The sequence below is a fragment of the Bradyrhizobium sp. ISRA430 genome, from assembly GCF_029909975.1.
Lineage (GTDB): Bacteria > Pseudomonadota > Alphaproteobacteria > Rhizobiales > Xanthobacteraceae > Bradyrhizobium.
Genome location: NZ_CP094516.1, coordinates 1,678,543 through 1,699,983 on the forward strand (window position 1 = coordinate 1,678,543; position 21,441 = coordinate 1,699,983).

The 21,441-nt window shown below is 64.5% G+C and carries 19 protein-coding genes and 2 pseudogenes; 11 read left to right on the forward strand and 10 right to left on the reverse strand.

Annotated features, from left to right (window positions below):
- Positions 1 to 36: 36 nt before the first annotated feature.
- Positions 37 to 942 carry a LysR family transcriptional regulator gene (locus MTX21_RS08640; RefSeq protein WP_280964381.1) on the forward strand — a complete coding sequence of 302 codons (906 nt, stop codon included), beginning with the start codon at positions 37 to 39 and terminating at the stop codon, positions 940 to 942.
- Positions 943 to 1,330: 388 nt separating this feature from the next.
- Here MTX21_RS08640 and MTX21_RS08645 read toward each other — a convergent pair whose 3' ends face one another.
- Positions 1,331 to 2,242 carry a LysR family transcriptional regulator gene (locus tag MTX21_RS08645; protein WP_280964382.1) on the reverse strand — a complete coding sequence of 304 codons (912 nt, stop codon included), beginning with the start codon at positions 2,240 to 2,242 and terminating at the stop codon, positions 1,331 to 1,333.
- Between the two features lie 65 nt (positions 2,243 to 2,307).
- On the opposite strand from MTX21_RS08645, the gene MTX21_RS08650 reads away from it, so the two are divergent.
- Complete coding sequence (locus MTX21_RS08650; RefSeq protein ID WP_280964383.1) at positions 2,308 to 3,396, forward strand: dienelactone hydrolase family protein; 1,089 nt, start codon at positions 2,308 to 2,310, stop codon at positions 3,394 to 3,396.
- Between the two features lie 114 nt (positions 3,397 to 3,510).
- Complete coding sequence (locus tag MTX21_RS08655) at positions 3,511 to 4,413, forward strand: SDR family oxidoreductase (protein WP_280964384.1); 903 nt, start codon at positions 3,511 to 3,513, stop codon at positions 4,411 to 4,413.
- A 53-nt stretch (positions 4,414 to 4,466) separates the two neighbouring features.
- Here the strand turns inward: MTX21_RS08655 and MTX21_RS08660 are convergent, their stop codons facing one another.
- Positions 4,467 to 5,099, reverse strand: a complete 633-nt coding sequence (locus MTX21_RS08660) for a TetR family transcriptional regulator (RefSeq protein WP_280964385.1) — start codon at positions 5,097 to 5,099, stop codon at positions 4,467 to 4,469.
- Between the two features lie 95 nt (positions 5,100 to 5,194).
- On the opposite strand from MTX21_RS08660, the gene MTX21_RS08665 reads away from it, so the two are divergent.
- The 4 genes and pseudogenes from MTX21_RS08665 to MTX21_RS40055 all read left to right on the forward strand — a co-directional run bounded on the left by MTX21_RS08665 (position 5,195) and on the right by MTX21_RS40055 (position 8,137).
- A complete protein-coding gene (locus tag MTX21_RS08665) occupies positions 5,195 to 5,851 on the forward strand; it encodes a class I SAM-dependent methyltransferase (RefSeq protein WP_280964386.1) in 657 nt (218 codons plus the stop codon).
- Between the two features lie 95 nt (positions 5,852 to 5,946).
- Entirely contained in the window at positions 5,947 to 6,804 is an 858-nt protein-coding gene (locus MTX21_RS08670; protein WP_280964387.1) for an SDR family oxidoreductase, read from the forward strand.
- A 219-nt stretch (positions 6,805 to 7,023) separates the two neighbouring features.
- Positions 7,024 to 7,611 (forward strand): annotated as a pseudogene (locus MTX21_RS40050) (MFS transporter); the annotation flags it as partial.
- A gap of 295 nt (positions 7,612 to 7,906) precedes the next feature.
- Entirely contained in the window at positions 7,907 to 8,137 is a 231-nt protein-coding gene (locus tag MTX21_RS40055) for a hypothetical protein (protein WP_341510383.1), read from the forward strand.
- 119 nt (positions 8,138 to 8,256) lie between these two features.
- On the opposite strand, the gene guaA is transcribed toward MTX21_RS40055, so the two are convergent.
- The gene (gene guaA, locus MTX21_RS08680) at positions 8,257 to 9,855 is read right to left on the reverse strand and encodes a glutamine-hydrolyzing GMP synthase (protein ID WP_280964389.1); all 1,599 of its coding nucleotides are present in this window, start codon (positions 9,853 to 9,855) and stop codon (positions 8,257 to 8,259) included.
- 410 nt (positions 9,856 to 10,265) lie between these two features.
- On the opposite strand from guaA, the gene MTX21_RS08685 reads away from it, so the two are divergent.
- Both MTX21_RS08685 and MTX21_RS08690 read left to right on the forward strand, forming a co-directional pair.
- Positions 10,266 to 10,598 (forward strand): DHCW motif cupin fold protein, encoded by a 333-nt coding sequence (locus MTX21_RS08685; RefSeq protein ID WP_280964390.1) that lies wholly within the window; start codon positions 10,266 to 10,268, stop codon positions 10,596 to 10,598.
- A 269-nt stretch (positions 10,599 to 10,867) separates the two neighbouring features.
- Complete coding sequence (locus tag MTX21_RS08690; RefSeq protein WP_063700132.1) at positions 10,868 to 11,077, forward strand: cold-shock protein; 210 nt, start codon at positions 10,868 to 10,870, stop codon at positions 11,075 to 11,077.
- Between the two features lie 294 nt (positions 11,078 to 11,371).
- On the opposite strand, the gene MTX21_RS08695 is transcribed toward MTX21_RS08690, so the two are convergent.
- Positions 11,372 to 12,673 carry an RsmB/NOP family class I SAM-dependent RNA methyltransferase gene (locus tag MTX21_RS08695; RefSeq protein ID WP_280964391.1) on the reverse strand — a complete coding sequence of 434 codons (1,302 nt, stop codon included), beginning with the start codon at positions 12,671 to 12,673 and terminating at the stop codon, positions 11,372 to 11,374.
- Between the two features lie 35 nt (positions 12,674 to 12,708).
- Complete coding sequence (locus tag MTX21_RS08700) at positions 12,709 to 13,131, reverse strand: MAPEG family protein (RefSeq protein WP_280964392.1); 423 nt, start codon at positions 13,129 to 13,131, stop codon at positions 12,709 to 12,711.
- A gap of 190 nt (positions 13,132 to 13,321) precedes the next feature.
- Here MTX21_RS08700 and MTX21_RS08705 point away from each other — a divergent pair.
- Positions 13,322 to 14,160 (forward strand): annotated as a pseudogene (locus MTX21_RS08705) (metallophosphoesterase).
- Between the two features lie 9 nt (positions 14,161 to 14,169).
- On the opposite strand, the gene MTX21_RS08710 reads toward MTX21_RS08705, so the two are convergent.
- From MTX21_RS08710 to guaB, 3 genes are all read right to left on the reverse strand, one after another.
- Positions 14,170 to 14,466, reverse strand: a complete 297-nt coding sequence (locus tag MTX21_RS08710; RefSeq protein WP_280971006.1) for a hypothetical protein — start codon at positions 14,464 to 14,466, stop codon at positions 14,170 to 14,172.
- 172 nt (positions 14,467 to 14,638) lie between these two features.
- The gene (locus MTX21_RS08715) at positions 14,639 to 15,661 is read right to left on the reverse strand and encodes an NADP-dependent oxidoreductase (RefSeq protein WP_280964393.1); all 1,023 of its coding nucleotides are present in this window, start codon (positions 15,659 to 15,661) and stop codon (positions 14,639 to 14,641) included.
- Positions 15,662 to 15,921: 260 nt separating this feature from the next.
- On the reverse strand, positions 15,922 to 17,418 hold the full coding sequence (gene guaB / locus MTX21_RS08720) for an IMP dehydrogenase (protein ID WP_280964394.1): 1,497 nt from the start codon (positions 17,416 to 17,418) through the stop codon (positions 15,922 to 15,924).
- A 545-nt stretch (positions 17,419 to 17,963) separates the two neighbouring features.
- On the opposite strand from guaB, the gene MTX21_RS08725 reads away from it, so the two are divergent.
- Complete coding sequence (locus MTX21_RS08725; protein WP_280964395.1) at positions 17,964 to 19,457, forward strand: MFS transporter; 1,494 nt, start codon at positions 17,964 to 17,966, stop codon at positions 19,455 to 19,457.
- Positions 19,458 to 19,561: 104 nt separating this feature from the next.
- On the opposite strand, the gene MTX21_RS08730 is transcribed toward MTX21_RS08725, so the two are convergent.
- Positions 19,562 to 20,248, reverse strand: coding sequence for an RlmE family RNA methyltransferase (locus tag MTX21_RS08730; protein ID WP_280964396.1), 687 nt, complete (start codon positions 20,246 to 20,248; stop codon positions 19,562 to 19,564).
- Between the two features lies 1 nt (position 20,249).
- The gene (locus tag MTX21_RS08735; protein ID WP_280964397.1) at positions 20,250 to 21,329 is read right to left on the reverse strand and encodes a Ppx/GppA phosphatase family protein; all 1,080 of its coding nucleotides are present in this window, start codon (positions 21,327 to 21,329) and stop codon (positions 20,250 to 20,252) included.
- Positions 21,330 to 21,441: the final 112 nt, after the last annotated feature.

A 21,441-nucleotide genomic window follows, 5' to 3' on the forward strand; every position in this document is an offset into this window, starting at 1 on the left:
TATGGTGTTCACAAATGAACAGGGATGATGATGCCCATGACCTGGCAGTGGGATGACGTACGCTTCTTCCTGGCCGTAGCGCGCGCCGGCAGCCTGTCGGGAGCTGCCCGTGCCTTGGGCGTGGGTCATGTGACGGTTGGGCGGCGGGTTGCGCTGCTCGAGGAGCGGCTCGGGGTGACACTGCTGAACCGGACCCCGGATGGCTTTGTGACCACGTCGGCCGGGGAGGCCATCCTGCGCCAATGCGCGACAATGGAGAGCGCCGCCATGGATCTTGAGCGCATTGTCGCCGGACGCGACGCGCTGCTCACGGGCTCGGTTCGGATAACCACGACCGAGGCGCTCGCCTATCAGTTGGTAGCGCCTGCCATTGCGGCGCTGCGCGAAACCCATCCAGAGCTGCGTGTGGATTTGATCGCCGGCGTTCGCTCGCTCGACATCGCGCGCCGCGAGGCCGACCTTGCGATCAGATTTAGCCGGCCGTCGGCTTCGGACCTCGTTTGTCGCAAGTTAGGCGAAGTCGCCTTCTCACTTTACGCGTCGAAGCACTACCTGGCGAGCACAGGAGTCCCGAAGCAGGGCCAGGGATTGGCGGATTTCGACCTGATCACCTTCACAGCGCCGCCAACCGCGATGAAGCCTTTCATGGGCGAGTCGCTCGAAGGTGCGCGGATAGCGCTTCGCTGCGACAACCCTCTCATCCAGCTTCGAGCCGCGGCGAGCAAAGCGGGCATTGCCGAAGCTGCCTGCTTTCTCGGCGATTCCGCGCCGGATCTGGTCCGCGTTTGGCCCGACAGGGCGCCGGCACGACGCGTGCTGTGGCTGATCGTGCATCAGGACATGCGGCGCGCCGCCCGCATCAGAGCCGTCTCAAGCGCAATCGCCGAGGCGTTCCGCCGCCAGAGACGAATTTTGGAGCACGGCAGCCTCACCCCGACTTAGGTGCGCGAAGTATTGCATCGTCCTGCCTCACTCCCACTCGATTGTTTTAAATGATGATAACGCGCTGAATTTTCGCCGCAATTTTTTCTGTGCCCGATGAAGAACCGTCTCACCGATCCGTCAGAAATTCGCGCTCTTGAATTCAAAAGCAAATTTCGCCGATTTGGATTCTGTCCGGTTTCAGCGACTATCGACAACGATCGGTCGATATTTTTGCAATCTCCAATGATAGTGGCATCACCGACCGGCTGAAAAAAAGACCGTCAGCGCTGTAGCGCATGACGCGCAGCCCCTCCGCCTCCATGGTTCACGTCGCCCGGGGCGACCTCAAGCACGAGATCGAGAAGGCTTCGATAGCGGAAACGAGTAACGTGAACGAAACTGCGCCCTAGAAGCGGATGAGGCTCCTGATCCATCGCATGCCAGGGTCACGGTGCATCCGCTCGTGCCAGATCAGGCGGAAAGAGATGCTTGGGCTGTTCGGCAGTGGCCGAACTTCAAGTCCCGCGATACTTGCAAGCCTCTCGGCCGCGCGCCGGGGGACGCAAATGACGAGATCGGTCTCGGCGATTATCCAGGGTATCGACAAGAAGTAAGGCGTGCGCAAAGTTGTCATGGTCGGCACAACCCCAAGCTCCCGCAGCACCTCGTCGGGAAGCAATCGGTTGCCTTCGGGATACATCATGATTGCCTGGGGCGACGCGGCAATGCGCTCCAGAATGTTTCCCCGCTTCGAAAGGGCAGGATGACCTCGCCGGGCAAGACAGGCGTAATCGTCCCGGAACAACTCGCGATAGTGAAAGTCCGGCGGGAGATCCTCGTCGGCATCGAGTGCACAGTCGAGGCCGCCGCTCTCAAGGTCCGAAAACGTGTTGGATCCGAAGGGCACCACGTCGAGGCACACGCGCGGCGCATCACGCGCGACCTGCGCGGCAAGCCGGCCCAACACTGTCACTGAGCCGTAGTCTGTTGCGGCGATGCGGAAGGTGCGCCGCGCCGTTGCAGGATCGAAGCCGCCTCCCTCGAACATCAGCCCGATCGCAGCCAGAGCGTCGGCCACGCGGGGCTTGAGCGCCTCGGCTCGGGCAGTCAGCGCGTACCCCTTGCTGGTGCGAACGAGCAGCGGATCGCCCAGCGCCCGCCGAAGGCGCGCAACAGCACGACTCGCGGCAGGCTGGCTCAAGCCCAGCATCTCACCGGACTGAGTGACGCTCGCAGTGTCGAGGAGTGCCGCGAGCATGCGCAGGGTTTTCAAGTCAATCTGGTCGAGTTGTGCATCCGGTTCGCGCATGTTGAGCATGCTAGCTGCGGCGTTTTCCGAATACAACCGCATGGATAAGTTGGGGGCCAACCAGGAGATGCCCCATGCACACCGCCCCCGCACTTGCCCTTGCCATCGCCACGACCACCACACTCGCGAGCGTGCCTGCTCTCGCTCAGGCGGGCGGACCGGCCGCGAGCCGTCCAGCCGCCACCCTAAGCGGTCCGTTCGAGACGCAACCTTGGGGGCCGCATCGACGGCTTGAGACCCCACGCTACTCGGTCGAGCGCGTTACATACCTGAGCGAGGGTACGGAGGTGGTTGGCAACTTGTTCACGCCAGCCGGTCCCGGCCGCAAGCCAGCGATCATTGTCATCGGCCCGGTCGCCTTCGTGAAAGAGCAGTCCCCGATCCAGTATGCCTCACGCCTCGTACGCGACGGTTACGTCACCCTCGTCTTCGATCCGCGCCACCACGGCGAGAGCGGGGGCGAGCCGCGCCGGCACGAAAGCGGGGCGGCGAAGATCGACGACCTGCGCGCCTCCGTCGACTTCCTGATCGCCCGCGGCGACGTCGACCCGGAGCGCATCTTCATCCTCGCCATCTGCCAGGGCGTGAACTGGGGTATCGAGGCCGCTAGCCTCGACCCGCGTGTGAAGGCGCTCGCCATCGTTGCCGGACATTATCTGACGCCCGAGGTGGCGAGGATGTATGTGGGCGATACGGCGGAGGCGCGCATAAGCCGCTCTCGCGAGGCCGAGGCCCGGTTCAAGGCAACGGGCGAAGTCTCCTATATTCCCGTCGTCTCGGCTCAGCCGACGCCGCCCGATCCGACCGCGCTGCTGACCGCGCCTCCGATCCACCAGTTCTACATCCGCTGGGCGGACCGCGGCCCGTTCTGGAATTTCCACGGCCTGTGGGAGAACCGGATGACCGCCATGTCCGAGGCGGCGATCTGGAGCTACGACGTACGCACGACGATGGCGCGCCTCACCACGCCGACCCTCATGGTCCATGCCGATCGCGCGGCCTCTGGCCCGCAGATCCCGCGAGACCTCTTCGAGAGCATTCCGGCGGCCCACAAGGAACTCGTCTGGCTGGGATCGCAGAACCAGCTCCAGTTCTATGAGGATCCGATCACCATCGATCAGGTGGTACCCCACGTCGCCCGCTTCTTCTCCAACCGCTCCTGAGGCGCCGGACTGAAGTGACGCTGGCGCCGTGCACATGAGGCTCGCCGAAGAAAGGCCCTGCCGTGCCGGCGCCGGATCGCAAGCAACATGACCCGAACAATTAGGAGACTTCCCATGCGTGTCTTCCTGACCGGCGCGACCGGCTTCATTGGTTCTCACATCGTGCCCGAACTCATCGGCGCCGGCCATCAGGTGCTCGGGTTGACCCGCTCCGACGCCGGTGCGCGTTGGCTCGAGGAAGCGGGCGCCGAGGCACACTGCGGTACGATCGAGGATCCGGACCGCGTCGCTCGTGGTGCTGCGCAGGCGGATGCGGTGATCCACACCGCCTTCGATCATGATTTTTCGCGCTACGCCGAGAATTGCGAAAAGGATCGGCGGGTGATCGAGGCAATGGGCGGCGTACTCGCCGGCTCGGACCGCCCGCTCATCATCACGTCGGTCATCGGGATGGGTAGTACAGGACTTGGCGAGCCCGCGATCGAGCAAACGGTCGACTGGCACCATGCCAATCCCCGCGCCGCATCCGAGCAGGCGGGTGCCGAGATGGCGGCAAAGGGTGTTTCGGTGCTGGTGATACGCCTGCCGCAGGTGCACGACACTGCGAAACAGGGACTCATCACACCACTGATCGAAGTCGCGCGCGCAAAGGGCGTATCCGCCTATGTCGGCGATGGCGCGAACCGCTGGCCGGCAGCACACGTCAGTGACGTAGCCCGCCTCTATCGCCTGGCACTGGAGCAACACGAGGCCGGCGCGCGCTACCACGCGGTCGCCCAGGAAGGTGTGCCGATGCGTGAAATTGCCGAAGTTGTCGGCGCAGGGCTCGGTGTGCCGGTCGTGTCGCTGTCGCAGGAGGCGGCGGCGGACCACTTCGGCTGGCTGGCGATGTTCGCCCGGCTCGATATGCCGGCGTCGAGCACATGGACGCGTGGACGTCTCCGCTGGCAACCCGCCGGTCCGAGTCTTGTCGCCGATCTCAGGGAGTGCGCCTACCGTCCCGCAGCCGCCGAATGAGAATTCGCGGGACACGCGGTCTCGCCGTATCGCCAGACCGCCTCTGGCAACGCTCAGACGCGCTGCAGGTCTCTCAGGTAGGCGCAAAACATGTCAGCCATGGCGTCCGCATAGGCTTTAACCTCTCCGGGAGTTCGGGGAGCCTCCGAGAACTGCTTTCCAACCGCACTGAACGTCGCCGTGATCAGGTCGGCGGCCAATGCGCGGGTCGCTTCCGAGGCCTTGGGCAAGACCTCTCGCATAAAAACCTGGACGATACGCTCGCCCGAAGCCGTCGCCTCCCGCGCTTCGGGCGCGTCACGATAAAGGGGCGCGGCATCACCGAGCGCGACGCGCACCGCGGCCTCATCGCACTCCGAGCGGATGAAAGTGTGAACGAGTGTGCGTAGCCGTTCGAGCGGCGGTCGCCGGACGTCCTCGAGTATGCCGCGCAGCAACTCCGTCGTCTGTCGCCATTCGTCGCTCTGGAGTCGGAAGAGGATCGCCGCCTTGTTCGGGAAATATTGATACAGCGATCCGACGCTGACGCCGGCTTTCTCGGCCACCCGTGCGGTGGTGAAACGCTGCGCGCCTTCCTTCGCCAAAACCTGAACAGCAGCCTCCAAAACCGCGGCGACGAGCTCATTCGAACGGACCTGCTTGGGCTGTTTTCGTGAGGAAATCTGGGCTCTTCGACGATTGGGCATGGCGGCGCCTGGCAATGCGAATAGGAAACACGACGAATTAGTCGTATTTCTACTCCAACGGAAGAACGCAACTCAAGTCAAGTCGGAGAACCTCCATGACCACCTTGACCACCACGCCGGTCGCGCCGCTGCTCGCTGGCTTGTTCGAAAAGGCGGCCGCGGCGACCAGCCCGGCAATGGCTGATTTGTCGTCCGATGAACAGGCGCGCCTGATCCGGAGCAAGACAGAATATCTCGACCTCTATGGACGCCTGAAAGATCTTTGGCTTCCCGTCTCACCGCAGACGGGCGTGCTGCTCTACATGCTGGCGCGGGCCTGCCACGCACGGACGATCGTCGAGTTCGGAACGTCGTTCGGCATCTCGACCCTGCACCTCGCCGCGGCCCTCAGGGACAATGGCGGCGGCCGTCTCATTACCAGCGAGTTCGAGCCGTCCAAGGTGGCGCAGGCCCGTCGACACCTGACGGACGGCGGTCTCATCGACCTAGTGGAGATCCGGGAGGGAGACGCGCTCAAGACGCTGAGCGTCGATCTTCCTGAGACGATCAACCTGCTGCTGCTCGACGGCGCCAAGGCGCTCTATCCCGAAATCTTGGCCCTGATGGAGAGCCGCCTACGGCAGGGCGCCCTTATCGTCGCCGACAACGCCGACTTTTCTCCCGAATACTTGGCGCGCGTCCGCTCGCGCGCGGCCGGCTACTTGTCCGTGCCATTCGGCGAGGATGTCGAACTATCGATGCGGACCGTCTAGCGCCAGCCGTCGGCGGCTGCGCCGCCGAGCAAACCCAACGATCGACAGAGCCAATGCCGAGCCCGCTGGGCCGGGCACAGGAAAGGAGTCTCGAAATGCGTGTCTTCGTAACAGGCGCCACCGGATGGGTCGGTTCCGCCGTGGTCAACGAGTTGATCAGCGCCGGCCACCAAGTCACCGGCCTCGCGCGCAGTAAGGAAAAGGCGACCGCGCTGGCCGCGGCAGGCGCGGACCCGCTCTGCGCCACGCTCGACGACCTCGACGCCTTGCACGGCGCGGCGTCAGCAGCGGATGCGGTGGTCCACACTGCATTCAATCACGATTTCTCCAAGTTCCCCGAGAGTGCTGCTCAAGACCAGCGCGTGATCGAGACGCTCGGAAGCGCCCTCGAAGGATCGGGCCGACCGCTGCTCGTCACATCGGGCCTGTCAGGACTGCCGCGTGGCGCGACCGAGGCTGACATGCCCAACCCGGCTTCGCCGCGGAAATCAGAAGCGGCCGCACAAGCTCTGGTGGAGCGCGGCGTGCGCACAGCCACGGTCCGGCTCGCACCATCGGTCCATGGTCTCGGCGACCACGGCTTCATCCCCATTGTGATCCGCATGGCGCGCGAGAAGGGCGTGTCAGCCTATCTCGGCGAGGGTCTGAACTGCTGGTCCGGTGTACACAGAGCGGACGCTGCACGCGTCTACCGGCTTGCGCTCGAGAAGGGCGTAACGGAGCGGGTCTACCACGCGGTTGCGGACGAGGGCGTGCCATTCAAGACAATCGCCGAGGTGATCGGCCGTCGGCTTGGTCTGCCGGTCGAGCCGCGGGAGCGCGACCACTTTGGCTGGTTCGCCAACATGGCGGGCGCCGAGATGTCTGTATCGAGCGAGCATACACGCGCGCTGCTCGACTGGAGACCGACCGGTCCGGACCTGCTCAACGACATCGCTGACCCCGGATACTAAGCCGGGTGAGGAACTCCGCCAGTCGCACTGGCCGTAAGCGTTCACGTCAGCCAACGCACTCAACGATCCTCGTCGATCGGAGTGCGTCTATTTCCGCACGCCGTCGATTGAGGAACAACATGGAGAATAACCATGTCTCTCCAATCGACACGCGACCCGGCGCAGGCTCGCCTGCTGCTGCTGACCGCCATTCTCTTCGTTTCTTATCTCTGCGTTGCGATGCCCCTTCCAATCGTGCCGGTCTATGTGGCCGAGCAGCTTGGGCTCGGCAACGCCTGGGCCGGGCTCGGCGTCGGCATCGCCTTTTTCGCGACGATCGTGACGCGGGGCTACGCCGGCACGCTTTCTGATCGTCGTGGCGCCAAAATCGCCGTAGCGCAGGGTCTCGCCTATTACGTGGCAGGAGCGCTGATCTCGTTGATAGCAGGCCTTCTATCGCAGACGCCCCTGGTCTCTTTCCTGGTCCTCCTCGCCGGCCGGCTGCTCGTCGGACTCGGTGAAAGTCTCGTTGGAGTCGGCGTGATTGCCTGGGGCATCGGGCTGGTCGGTCCGGCTCGCTCGGCCCGGGTCTTGGCGCTGATCGGCACGGCAATTTACGGCGCACTCGCCGTCGGTGGTCCGATCGCCCTCATATTGCTTGAGCGATTCGGCTTTGTCGGCGCGATGGCGATCAGTGCGGTTCTGCCTTGTCTTGGGCTGCTGGCGATCTGGCCCATGGCCGGTGTTGCCGCGCATCCGGATGCCGAACGGCTGTCGTTCCGGAGCGTGATAGGAAGGATCTGGTGGCACGGGTTGATTGTCTGTCTTCAAGGCATCGGCTTCGCCGCAATCGGCGCGTTCTTCGTGCTCTACTTCCTTAACCGAAACTGGAGCTATGCCGGGCTAGGCCTGACCGCCTTCGGCGGCGGATTTGTTTTGGTTCGCGTGCTGTTTGGCCACCTGCCGGATCGCATTGGCGGCCTGCCAGTGGCGATAGGGTCGCTCGCGATCGAGGCCATCGGCCAAGCCCTGATCTGGAGCGCCCCCAGTCCGGCCTTTGCCCTCATCGGCGCATTCCTGACGGGGCTCGGGTGCTCGATGATTTTTCCGGCCATGGCCGGCCATGGGGCGGGAGGTCGTGCATCTTGTCGAACCGCATCTGCGCGGCACTGCGCTCGGCGGGTACGCGGCGTTCCAGGATCTCGCCTACGGCCTGACCGGACCTTTGGCTGGGCTTCTGGCAGACAGGGCCGGATATGGCAGTGTCTTCCTGATTGGCGGAGCCGCTTCGCTGGGAGGTCTCTTAATCGCACTCACCCTTCGCCGAACCCAGAGAGCCTTGTTCCAGGGATAGTGAACGTGAGCGTTCGAGCTAACACGCTGTCAGCCGTCCGAAACTATCGACTACTATCGGTGAGACAGCATCGCCTGCTGTACTCTGCACTGTCCGATTTTACTCTACAGCACTCCCCCTCACTCCCACTCAATCGTCCCAGGCGGCTTGCTGGTCACGTCGTACACCACCCGGTTCACGCCCTTCACCTCGTTGATGATGCGTGTCGCGGTCTCACCTAAGAACTTCATATCGAACTGGTAGAAGTCCGCGGTCATGCCGTCGGTCGAGGTGACGGCGCGCAAGCCGACCACGTAGTCGTAGGTGCGGCCGTCGCCCATGACGCCGACGGTTTTTACGGGGAGCAGCACCGCAAAAGCCTGCCAGATTTCGTCGTAGAGACCTGCTTTCCGGATCTGGTCGATGTAGACGGCGTCGGCCTGACGCAGGATCTCGAGCTTCTCCCTGGTGATCTCGCCGGGGCAGCGGATGGCAAGGCCCGGGCCCGGGAACGGGTGGCGGCCGACGAAGATCTCAGGCAGGCCGAGCTCGCGACCGAGCTTGCGCACCTCGTCCTTGAACAGCTCGCGCAAGGGCTCGACGAGCTTCATGTTCATGCGCTCGGGAAGACCGCCGACATTATGGTGCGACTTGATCGTCACCGAGGGACCGCCGGTGAAGGAGACGCTCTCGATCACGTCGGGATAGAGCGTGCCTTGCGCGAGGAAGTCGGCGCCGCCGATCTTCTTCGCCTCTTGCTCGAACACCTCGATGAAGAGGCGGCCGATGGTCTTGCGCTTCACTTCCGGATCGGTGACGCCTTCGAGCTCGCCGAGAAACTGCTTCGAGGCGTCCACGTGCACGAGCGGGATGTTGTAGTGGTGGCGGAATAGGTCGACCACCGTCTCGGCCTCGTTGAGGCGCATCAGGCCGTGATCGACGAAGACGCAGGTGAGCTGGTCGCCGATCGCCTCGTGGATCAAGACGGCGGCGACCGCTGAATCGACACCGCCGGACAGGCCGCAGATCACCCTGCCCTTGCCGACTTGCGCGCGGATCTTCTGGATCTCTTCCTCGCGGAAGGCGCGCATGGTCCAGTCGCCGGAAAGGCCGGCGATCTTGCGCACGAAATTGCGGATGAGTTTTGCACCATCGGGCGTGTGCACCACCTCGGGGTGGAACATCAGGCCGTAATATTTGCGCTGCTCGTCCTGGATCACCGCGAACGGCGTGTTCGGCGAGGTGCCGGCGACGGTGAAGCCCGGCGGCATCTTGGTGATGCGGTCGCCATGACTCATCCAGACCTGATGCTTGCCGCCGAGCGACCAGATGTCCTCGAACAGCTTGCTCTCGGCCTTCACCTCGACGTCGGCGCGGCCGAATTCGCGGTGGTGGCCGCCCTCGACCTCGCCCCCTAACTGGGCCGCCATGGTCATCTGGCCGTAGCAGATGCCCATCACTGGCACGCCGGAGGCGAAGATGAGCTGCGGCGCGCGGGGCGAACCGGCCTCATGCACCGATTCCGGGCCGCCGGAGAGGATCACCGCTTTCGGCTTCATCTCCTTGAAGGCCTCTTCGGCCTTGTTGAACGGAACGATCTCGCAATAGACGCCGTCCTCGCGCACGCGACGGGCGATGAGCTGCGTCACCTGGCTGCCGAAATCGATGATGAGAATCTTGTCGTGCGCCGAGGCCACCGAGGGCGTCGACGACTCGCGGGCGTTCTGTGCTGCTGTCATGGCAAGCAGATACGCGACGAGGGCCCTCCCCGCAACAGCGCGGGCGGGCACGCCCACATTCTTCTTTGGGCATGGACACAGCAGCAATAGGGCAATATTATTGACCTAATTTTTTGCCGCTACGTCGGCGGCTAGCCTGTCGTGCATGTACACGCGCGGGAGGCGCCTTCCCACCCACCGCTGTCATTCCCCGCGAAAGCGGGGAATCCAGTACGCCGCGACCTATCCGTATCCCATCGCTGCCTTTGGAATACTGGATCGCCCGCCCCAGTGCGCAATTGCGCACAAGGCGGGCGATGACAGCGAGAGTGAGGTACGGTCGTTCCGCACACTGTCATTGCAACGACGGAAACTATGGCGGCGGCGTGCCATAACAGCAGCACGGCCGCCGTCGGAACAGGATCACCGCCATGAAACTCCCGACCTCCCCCTTTACTGTCACCGACTGGGGCCAGGTTGCGCCGGCGGTGCATCCTGGCGAGACCGGGCAGGCGTTGTGGCGGACGCTCAACATCGGTGATCTCCGCGTGCGGATGGTCGAATATTCGCCGGGCTATCTCGCCGATCACTGGTGCGACCGCGGGCACGTGCTCTACGTGGTGCAGGGCGAGCTCGACACCGAGCTGCGCGACGGGCGCAGGTTCAAGCTCACGGCGGGGATGAGCTACCAGGTCTCGGATTTCGGCGATGCCGCGCATCGCTCGTCGACCGCCACCGGCGCGACGCTGTTCATCGTAGATTGAAGCACGCCGCGAAGCCTATGAGGCGAAGTTGCAGCGCAAAATAGAAAACTGATGCGATGTCGCGATGTGCGGGCAGTGCCTTGAAGTAGCCCCATTATCTCTCTAGATTGTGAACATCGATCATTGGCCAAACGACTGGGCCGCTTCGCCTCGTCCCTGACGGGCGCGCACGTTTCAGAGATTTCTCCAAAATCGACCAATCGGACGTTGGGCGTGAAGCATTCGCGCGCGAGTCCTCGTGCGTACATTGTCATGGAAAGGAAAACATTATGGCTATGGGTACCGTGAAGTGGTTCAACAACCAAAAGGGTTTTGGCTTCATCCAGCCAGATGACGGCAACAAGGACGTGTTCGTCCACATCAGCGCGGTGGAGCGCGCCGGCCTCAGCACCCTCAACGAAGGCCAGAAGATCTCGTTCGACATCGTCGCAGACCGCCGGAGCGGCAAGTCCTCCGCTGACAATCTCCGCGTCGGCTAATCCGCCGCGCCACGCTCTGACCACGGACGTACTGGCAGGGCGCAATCTAACAGGCCCCGCGACCGAGCTTCGGTGCGCGGGGCTTTTGCTTGAGTGGGACAGCGTGGCCTGGCCCGCGCTGCCGTAGGGTGGGTTAGCGAAGCGTAACCCACCACTTCTGTCGCCGCGAGAAAAGTGGTGGGTTACGCCTTCGGCCCTCGCTCGTGGAAGCTACGGCAGATGTAGTCGGCTAACCCACCCTACGAGTTCGTCATTCCAGGGCGCGTAGTGAGTCCCGGAAATGACGATGGACGATCAACCAGCCTTCTTCATCACCGAGACGAAGAACCCATCCGTCCCCGTCCGGCGCGGCGTCATCAGCCAGCCTTCGCCCGACTGCAGCGCGGCCTTCGCGAAATCCTCGGCCTTGTCCCAGAGCACGCTTGCGGTCTGCTCCGGTGGCACGACGGAAAATTCGGGATGGCGTTCGACGAACGCCCTCACCTGCTCGCCGTTTTCCTCTGAAAGCACCGAGCAGGTGATGTAGGCGATGCGGCCGCCCGCCTTCACCAGCGGCACGGCGCGCTCCAGCACCTCGGCCTGGTCGCGCAGGCGGATCTCCAGCGCGCCGGGGCGCATGCGCCATTTGGCGTCGGGGTTGCGGCGCCAGGTGCCGGTTCCCGTGCAGGGCGCGTCGATCACGACGAGATCGGCCGAGCTGCGGATGTCGGAGAGCGGATCGGCCTCACCCTTGGGCGTGCGGACATCGGCGTTGTGGACACCGGCGCGCGACAGCCGCTCGTGGATCGGGGCGAGCTGGCGCTTGTCGCGGTCGGTCGCGATCAGCCGGCCCTTGCCCTGCATGAGGGCCGCGAGCGCCAGCGTCTTGCCGCCGGCACCGGCGCAGAGATCGATCACCTGCTCGCCGGGTTTTGCCGCGGTGAAAGCGGCCGCAAGCTGCGAGCCTTCATCCTGCACTTCAATGCCGCCCTTGATGAAATCCTCCTCGGCCTGGATGCCGGGATTGCGCGAATCGGCCGAAAGCTCGATGCGCAGGCCGGTCGCCGACCACGGCGTCGGCTTCGCATGAAGATGAGCAAGCGCGCGCAGCGCCTTGTCGCGATTGGATTTTAGCGTGTTGACGCGCAGATCCAGCGGCGCCCGGCTCGCCATCGCGGTCGCTTCCGCGGCGCGGTCCTCGCCGAACACTTTTGCAAAATGCGGGTCGAGCCATTCCGGATAATCGCCGGCGACCGCGGCCGGGGCACCCTTCAGGGAACGCGAGGCCAGCGCCGCCTGCTCCGCCTCCGTCAGCGGCGCCGGCGCAAAGCGGCTGCCGTCGAACAGCGCGGCCATCGTCGCCGTATCCACGTTGCGCTCGAGACGCAGCATGCCGATCAGCCGCGCCCGCGCGGTGTCGGCGTCCATCAGGAACGCGCTCGAGGCGTAGCGGCGCAGCACATCCCAGACGAGGCCGGCAATCGCGGCGCGGTCGCCCGAGCCGGCAAAGCGGTGCGCGGTGCCCCACTCCTTCAGCGCCTTGGCCGCGGGCACGCGGTCTTTCTCTATGGTGTCGATCAGTTCGATGGCCGCGGACAGCCGGGCAGCGGGGGTCATTTGAATCTTTCAGATAAGAATTGGCGCTTAAGCGCTCAGATCAGCAACAAAATCCGCAGCGCGAAGTAGATCCACATCGCGAGCAGCACGAGCACGCCGGCAAGCCAGATCGTCGAGCGCCGGCCGAGATCGTTCGTGGAGACGAAGACGGCGGCATGGGCAAAGCGCGCCACCACGAACACCCAGGACATCAGCACGATGAAGAGATCGGCATGGCGTAAGGGAAGCGCCAGCGCAATCAGGGCATAGAACAGCACCGGCAGCTCGAACTGGTTGCGGTAGCAATTGGCGATTTGTGTGGCACCCTTCGGCCAGTTCGGCTCGCCCAGCGCAATGTCGCGGATCTTGGTTTCGCCAGAGACCAGCGCGCGCCGGCGCGCCAGCACCATCCAGATCAGGAGCGCGAAGGTCAGGGCGACCTGCACGAAAACCGGCAGCAGAACCATCTGAACGGACATTGAAATTTTCCCAACCGGCGGGAGCCGCCACTCCGTCAATTAGCCGTCACCGTTGTTCCTGACAATCAACGAGTTGAAGCGGCGTTCCCGGCGCAACGCCCAACTACCTATAGTTAAAGGGATTTCACCCTCATCCGGGCATGGTTCCTAGCGTCATCGTTCGGTCTCGCGGTCGGGCTATGCTTGGAGCATGCCCGAATTCCGCCTGACGCAGATTTCCGACACGCATCTTGGCCGGCGCTTTCCCGGCCTGGTCGCGAACTTCCACCGCATCAGCGAGCATATCGACGCCGACAGGCCCGATCTCGTCGTCAACACCGGCGATGTCGCCTTCGACGGGCCGAGCGAGCCGGATGACGTCGCGTTCGCCAAAAGCCTGCACGACGCCCTGCCCGTCGACTGCCGCTACCTGCCCGGCAATCACGACATCGGCGACAATCCGACCGCGATCGGCCCTGCGCCCGAGCCGCCGGTCAGCGAGGCGCACCGCCAGCAGTTCTGCTCGGTCATGGGCGAGGACCATTGGGCATTCGAAGCGGCCGGCTGGCGCTTCATCGGCCTCAACTCGCTGGTGATGAATTCTGGCCTCGCCTTCGAGGCCGAGCAGTTCGATTGGCTCGCCTCCGAGATCGCGCGCATAGACGGCAAGCCGGTCGCGCTGTTCCTGCACAAGCCGGTGTTTCTCAACCTGCCCGACGATCCTGAAGCACCCGAAACCTCGATCCGCTACGTGCCGCAGCCGGCCCGCGCGCGCCTGATCGAGATGTTTTCCGGCGTCGATCTGCGCCTCATCGCCAGCGGCCACGTGCACCAGCGGCGTGACTTCACCTATCGCCACACCCGTCACGTCTGGGCGCCGTCGGCGGGCTTTGTCATCAACGACAAGCGCCAACAGCGGATCGCGATCAAGGAAGTCGGCCTCGTCGAATACCGCTTCCAGCCGACAGCCTCGAGGTCCGCCACGTCCGGGCGCCGGGCCAGGTCGATATCGACATCGAGGAAATCCTCGCCCAGATGGGCGGACACTAGCGATGAGCGTCAGGCGACGCCCTTCAAATCCTGCTGGATCGCTGCCAACAGCGATTGCAGGGTGGCACTGCTCACCGGCTTTGCCTCATCATTTACAGGCTGGACATCGGCAGGCCTGATGGTCTTGACCGGACGCTGCGGAAATGGCGGTGGCGGAGTCGGCATCTGTGCCGGCGCGAATTCGGCCTCATCGTCGGCATGAACGAACTTGCCATGGATCACGTCGGCACGACGGCCCATGACATACATCGCGGTCCAATAGCCGACGGCCAGCAATATTACGCAGAAAATACCGGTCTCTAACATCATCGCACCTGAAAATGCGCGATGATTCAATGCCTTCGCTCAGAGGTCAATGAACTGACGGTCACACCCGGAGCTTTTACGGGCCGGGTGTTGCCGATCAGTGACTCCTTCTTAACCACTCGCTCTACCCCGAGGGAGCCGAAGACGGCCCCTCGGGAGCGAAAGACGCCGGCTACGTCTTGTCCGGCCCGACCCGGACGAGCTGCTTGCCGAAATTGGCGCCCTTGAGGAGGCCGATGAAGGCGACAGGCGCGCTCTCCAGGCCCTCGGTGACGAACTCCTTGTACTTGACCTTGCCCTCGCGGACCCAGGTCGACATGTCGCGCAGGAAGTCGCCATGGCGTGCCGCGAAATCACTGACGATGAAGCCGCGGAAGGTCAGCCGCTTGGTCAGCGTTGCACGCATCATGCTGGCGGCCCATTTCGGCGGCTTGGCTTCGGTGTCGTTGTAGTGCGCGATCAGGCCGCACACCGGTACGCGCGCGAACGGATTGAGCAACGGGAAGACCGCCTCGAACACGGCGCCGCCGACATTCTCGAAATAGACGTCGATACCCTTCGGGCAGGCGTCCTTCAGCTTGGCCGCCAGATCAGCGTCGCTATGATCGATGCAGGCGTCGAAGCCGAGTTCTTTCACCACGTAGTCGCACTTGTCCTTGCCGCCGGCGATGCCGACCGCGCGTGCGCCCTTGATCTTGGCGATCTGGCCCACGGCAGAGCCGACCGCGCCAGAGGCGCCGGCGACGACGACGGTCTCGCCTGCCTGCGGCTTGCCGATGTCGAGCAAGCCCGTGTACGCGGTCATGCCGGGCATGCCGAGCACGCCGATCGAGGTTGAGATCGGCGCCAGCTTCGGATCGACCTTGATCAATCCCTTGCCGCTCGAGATCGCGTGCGTCTGCCAGCCCGCACGGATGCGCACGATGTCGCCCTTGGCGAAGTCCGGATTGTTGGAAGCCGCGACCTCGCTGACCGTCTCGCCCTCCATGACACCGCCGACCGGCACGGGTGCGGCGTAGGATGGTCCCTCGCTCATGCGTCCGCGCATATAGGGATCGAGCGACAGCCATATCGTGCGCAGCAGGACTTCACCTGCCGCAGGCGTCGGGATCGCGAATTCCTCGATGCGGAAATCAGACGGCTTGGGCTCGCCGACAGGACGCGCGGCGAGAACGATGCGTTTGCCTTGGGGCATAGGGGCTTCCTCCGAATTGTCTTTCGACGCGAACGGAAGCGGAGGGAGCGGAGCGCGTCAATACAAAAGCACTGGAGTGCGTGGCCGCAGATGCTTCTTGCAACGAAGAGAGGCGGCACGAACGAGCCGCCCCCTCGCCGTCATCGCCCGCGGAGGCGGGCGATCCAGTATTCCAGAGACGGCGACGAATACGGATCGGCCGCGGCGTACTGGATGCCCCGCTTTCGCGGGGCATGACAGCAGAGTGTGGATGAGCCGACCTAACCCCCGCCGGGATAGTTCGGGCTCTCGCGCGTGATGGTCACGTCGTGGACGTGGCTTTCGCGCAGGCCCGCGCCCGTGATGCGGACGAACTGCGCCTTGGCATGCAGCTCGTTGAGGTCGCGCGCGCCGACATAACCCATCGCGGCACGTAAGCCGCCGGCGAGCTGGTGCATGACGTTGGCGACCGGGCCCTTGTAGGGCACCTGGCCCTCGATGCCTTCGGGCACGAGCTTCAAGGTATCCTTGATGTCCTGCTGGAAGTAGCGGTCCGCCGATCCGCGTGCCATCGCGCCGACCGAGCCCATGCCGCGATAGGCCTTGTAGGAGCGGCCCTGAAACAGGAACACCTCGCCCGGCGTCTCGTCGGTGCCGGCGAGCAGCGAGCCGACCATGGCGATGTCGGCACCGGCGGCGAGCGCCTTGGCGAGGTCGCCGGAGAACTTGATGCCGCCGTCGGCGATCACGGGAATGTCGGCTTTCTTCGCCGCCTCCACCGCATCCATGATCGCGGTGAGCTGCGGCACGCCGACGCCCGCGACGATGCGCGTGGTGCAGATCGAACCCGGGCCGATGCCGACCTTGATGCAGTCCGCGCCCGCGTCGATCAGCGCCTGCGCGCCGTCTTCGGTGGCGACGTTGCCGGCGACGACCTGCACCGAGTTGGAGAGGCGCTTGATCCGGTTCACCGCATGCAAAACGTGCCGCGAATGACCATGCGCGGTGTCGACTACGACGAGGTCGACGCCGGCATCGATCAGCCGTTCGCTGCGCTCGAAGCCGGTGTCGCCGACCGTGGTCGCGGCGGCGACCCGCAGGCGGCCGTGCGCATCCTTGCAGGCGAGCGGATGGGCGACCGCCTTCTCCATGTCCTTCACGGTGATCAGGCCGACGCAGCGATACTGGTCGTCGACGACGAGCAGTTTTTCGATGCGGTGCTTGTGCAGCATCCGCCTCGCCTCGTCCTGGCTGACATGCTCGCGTACCGTGACGAGGTTTTCGTGCGTCATCAGCTCGGAGACTTTTTGCCGGCGGTCGGTCGCAAAGCGCACGTCACGGTTGGTGAGGATGCCGACCAGCTTGCCCGGCGTGGCCTTGCCTGCGCCGGTGACGACGGGAATGCCGGAGATGCCGTGATCGCTCATCAGCTTGAGCGCATCGTCGAGCGTCGCCTCCGGGCTGATGGTCAGCGGATTCACCACCATGCCCGACTCGTATCTCTTGACCTGCCGCACCTGCGCGGCCTGGCCCTCGGGATCGAAATTGCGGTGGATGACGCCGAGGCCGCCGGCCTGCGCCATCGCGATCGCCATCCGTGCCTCGGTGACGGTGTCCATGGCGGAGGCCATGATCGGGATGTTGAGCGGAATGGCGCGGGTGACGCGGGAGCGGATGTCAACTTCGGAGGGAAGCACGTCCGACAGGCCCGGCTTCAACAGCACGTCGTCGAACGTAAAGGCTTCGCGGATGCCTTGAAGACCTTGCACCGTGGCCATCTGCCAACTCCTTCCTGCGGCCATGCCGCAAATGCTTATGGATGAGCGCCGCCCTCGGCGTACCTTGCGGCATCGCCGTCGAATCGGAGCCCATCGGTGGGGTTGACGCCGGTCGATAGCACGACCGGGTGACGAATCAAAGCAATTCGGACCGGTTGCCAGCCATGCACAGGCTTTTTTTGCGTCAGATCAGCGTGGACAGCCCGGCGGCGGACCACCACCGTCATTCCGGGGCGCGACGAAGTCGCGAGCCCGGAATCCATCCGGCAGCGGTCTCTGCGGCCTAGTGGATTCCGGGCTCGCGCCAAGAGGCGCGCCCCGGAATGACGAGGGAGCGAGAGTCCCTGCCAGCTCACGCCTCGCCGCGCCCAGCAGCGCGAAGGATGTAGATCATCACGGGACCTCCGGCGTCCGGCGCAACCACGGGTCACACCGTTGTTACGCGGGATTTAGGTGCTATGCGTGGTTCCGCAATGGTCTCGGCCCGGCGGCGGTGATAAGCCGCAAGTCCCACCTTTCCTTCTGATTTCCATTACCAATCCGTCATGTCGATCGACAAGCAACGCGTGATTCCGCTGATCGTGGCCACCGCACTGTTCATGGAGAACATGGACTCGACGGTCATCGCCACCTCGCTGCCGGCGATCGCCGCCGACATCGGCACCAGCCCCCTGACGCTGAAGCTCGCGATCACCTCGTATCTGCTGTCGCTCGCGGTGTTCATCCCCGCGAGCGGTTGGACCGCCGACCGGTTCGGCGCGCGGCTGGTTTTTGCGATCGCCGTTTGCGTGTTCATGGTAGGCTCGGTCGGTTGCGCGCTGTCAACCTCGGTCACCGATTTCGTGTTCGCGCGCATCCTCCAGGGCATGGGCGGCGCGATGATGACGCCGGTCGGACGCCTGGTGCTGCTGCGCTCGATCGACAAGAGCGCGCTGGTCAATGCCATGGCCTGGGTCACGGTCCCTGCCCTGATCGGTCCCGTGATCGGGCCGCCGCTCGGCGGCTTCATCACGACCTACGCGTCGTGGCACTGGATCTTCCTGATCAATATCCCGATCGGACTCCTTGGCATCTTCATGGCCCTGCGCTTCATCGATCCCATCAAGAGCGAGACGCAGGAGAAGTTCGATCTCTACGGCATGGTGCTGGCGGGCATCGGGCTCGCCGGCATCGCGTTCGGACTGTCGGTCGCCGGGCTCAACCTGCTGCCGTGGAGCACGGTCGCGGCCCTCGTCGTGGGCGGATCGATCTCGATGACTCTCTATGTGCTTCACGCCCGGCGGACGGGATCGCCGGTGCTCGACTTCTCGCTGCTAAAGCTGCCGACCTTACGCGCCGCCGTCCTCGGCGGCTTCATGTTCCGGCTCGGCATCGGCGCGCTGCCCTTCCTGCTGCCGCTTCTGATGCAGATCGGGTTCGGGCTGACGCCATTCCATTCGGGCCTCGTCACCTTCGCCTCCTCACTCGGCGCCATGGGCATGAAGACGCTGGCCGCGCGGATAATCCGCACCTTCGGCTTCCGCAACCTGATGGCGGTGAACGCGATCGTCAGCGCATTCTTCCTCGGCGTGTGCGCGCTGTTCACGGTGACGACCCCGCTGCTCATCATCATGGTCATCCTGGTGGTCGGCGGCTTCTTCCGCTCGCTGGAGTTCACCGCGATCAACACGGTCGCCTATGCCGAGGTCGAAACCGCGCAGATGAGCCGCGCCACCACGCTCGTCAGCGTCAACCAGCAGCTCGCGGTCTCCGCCGGCGTTGCCGTCGGCGCCGCCTCGGTGGAGACGACGATGTGGCTGCGCCATGTCAGCGAGCTCGACGCGACCATGTTCGCACCGGCCTTCGTCGTCGTCGCGCTGACCTCGGCGGCCTCGAGCTGGTTCTTCTGGCAGATGCCTCATGATGCGGGCCACGAGATCTCCGGCCGCAAGGCGGTCGAGATCTCCAGCCGCAAGGGCGCGGCAAAGAGTGCGGCGAGCGCCGCCGTCAAGGCGGCGACTGAGGATACGCAGGACATGCGGGATCAGCGGCTGGGGTAGTGCCTCGCCTCGTCATTGCGAGCGAAGCGAAGCAATCCAGAATCTTTCCGCGGAGACTCTGGATTGCTTCGTCGCTTCGCTCCTCGCAATGACGGAGTTTGGGGCTAGGCCTTCGCCTCCCCCCGAAATCCCGTCGCCAGCACATAGCGCTCCGAGGAATCCTGCCGGCTCGCGGCCGGCTTGACGTGACGTACGGTGGCGAAGTCGCGCTTGAGCTGGGCGAGCAACTCGGCGTCAGCACCGCTCTGGAACGTCTTCGCCAGGAACGTGCCGCCGGGCTTGAGCACGTCGCAGGCAAAGGCTGCGGCGGTTTCGACCAGGCCGACGATGCGGAGCTGGTCGGTCTTGCGATGGCCGGTGGTGTTGGCGGCCATGTCGGACATCACGACGTCGGCGCCGCCTCCTAACATCGCGGTGAGCCTCGAAGGCGCGTCATTGTCCATGAAGTCGAGCTGCGCGAAATCGACACCGGGGATCTCCGGCATCTCCAAGAGATCGATGGCGACGACCTTGCCCTTGCCGTCGACCGAGCCGACGCGCTTCGCCGCGATCTGGCTCCAGCCGCCGGGCGCAGCGCCAAGATCGACCACCGCCATGCCGGGCTTCAGCAGACGAAACTTGTCGTCCATCTCCAGCAGCTTGAACGCGGCGCGCGAGCGATAACCTTGCGCCTTGGCCTTGGCGACATAGGGATCATTGAGTTGCCGCTCCAGCCAGAGCTTTGACGACAGCTTGCGCTTGCCGCCGGTCTTGACCTGGACGTGCAAGCGGCCGGTGGTGTCCTTCGCCATCTCACCAGCTCCTGAGCGCGCCGTCCTCGCGCATCATCTCGACCAGCATGCCTTCGCGTAAGCCGCGGTCGGCAACGCGCAGGCGCGGCAGCGGAAAGGCGCGGCGGATGGCGTCGAGGATGGCACAGCCGGCCAGCACGAGGTCGGCGCGCTCGACGCTGATGCAATTGTTGCCGGCGCGTTGCTCATAGCTCATGCCGAGCAGCTTATTGATGGTCGCGGTGATGTCGGCATCGTTCATCCAGATGCTGTCGATGCGGCGGCGATCGTAGCGCGGCAGGTTGAGATGGATGCCGGCGAGCGTCGTCACGGTGCCGGACGTACCCAAAAGGTGCATGTCGGCGAGATCGCGCCCGTGCTCTTCCGCGAACGGCGCGACATGGTTCGCGACCTCCTGCTCCATCGCAGCATAGATCTCCGGCGTCACGTCGCGGCCGCCGAAATGCTCGGCCAGCGTCACCACGCCGAGCGGAATCGACATCCAGGCCTTGATGCGCGGCTGGGGATTTTCGTCCGTAGGATCGCGCTCGATCCGAACCAGCTCGGTCGAGCCGCCGCCGATGTCGAACAGGATCGCACCGCGCCCCCTGGGATCGACCAGCGGCGAGCAGCCGAGCACGGCCAGCGCCGCCTCGGTCTCGCGGTCGATCACCTCGAGCTCGATGCCGGTCTCGGCCGCGACGCGGCTGCGAAAGCCTTCCGCGTTCGAGGCCGCGCGGCAGGCTTCGGTGGCGATCAGCCGTAGCCGTCTTGCTTTGCGCAGGTTGATCTTGTCGCGGCAAATGCTGAGCGCCGCGATCGCGCGCTCGATCGCCGCCTCGCTGATGCAGCCGGTCGCCGAGACGCCCTCGCCGAGCCGGATGATGCGCGAGAAGGAATCGACCACGCGAAAACCATCGCTGGTCGGACAGGCGATCAACAGCCTGCAATTGTTGGTGCCGAGGTCGAGCGCCGCATAGACGCCGGTTCCCGGCGCCGGCGCGGGGACGGCCGATGCGGCGGCAAGCGCCACCGTCGCCATCGACCCCTCCAGGCCCCCGTCCGGCGCATGGCCGTTGTGGAGCCGCGTGTGGTCATTCATACAAACGTCTTTCCGCGGCCCGCTGGGCCGATCTGGAATTGCTTTTTCGCCTGAAACTTTAGCAGCGCATTAGGCCTGCGCAACAACGCATCACATAGGACCATGCCCATTC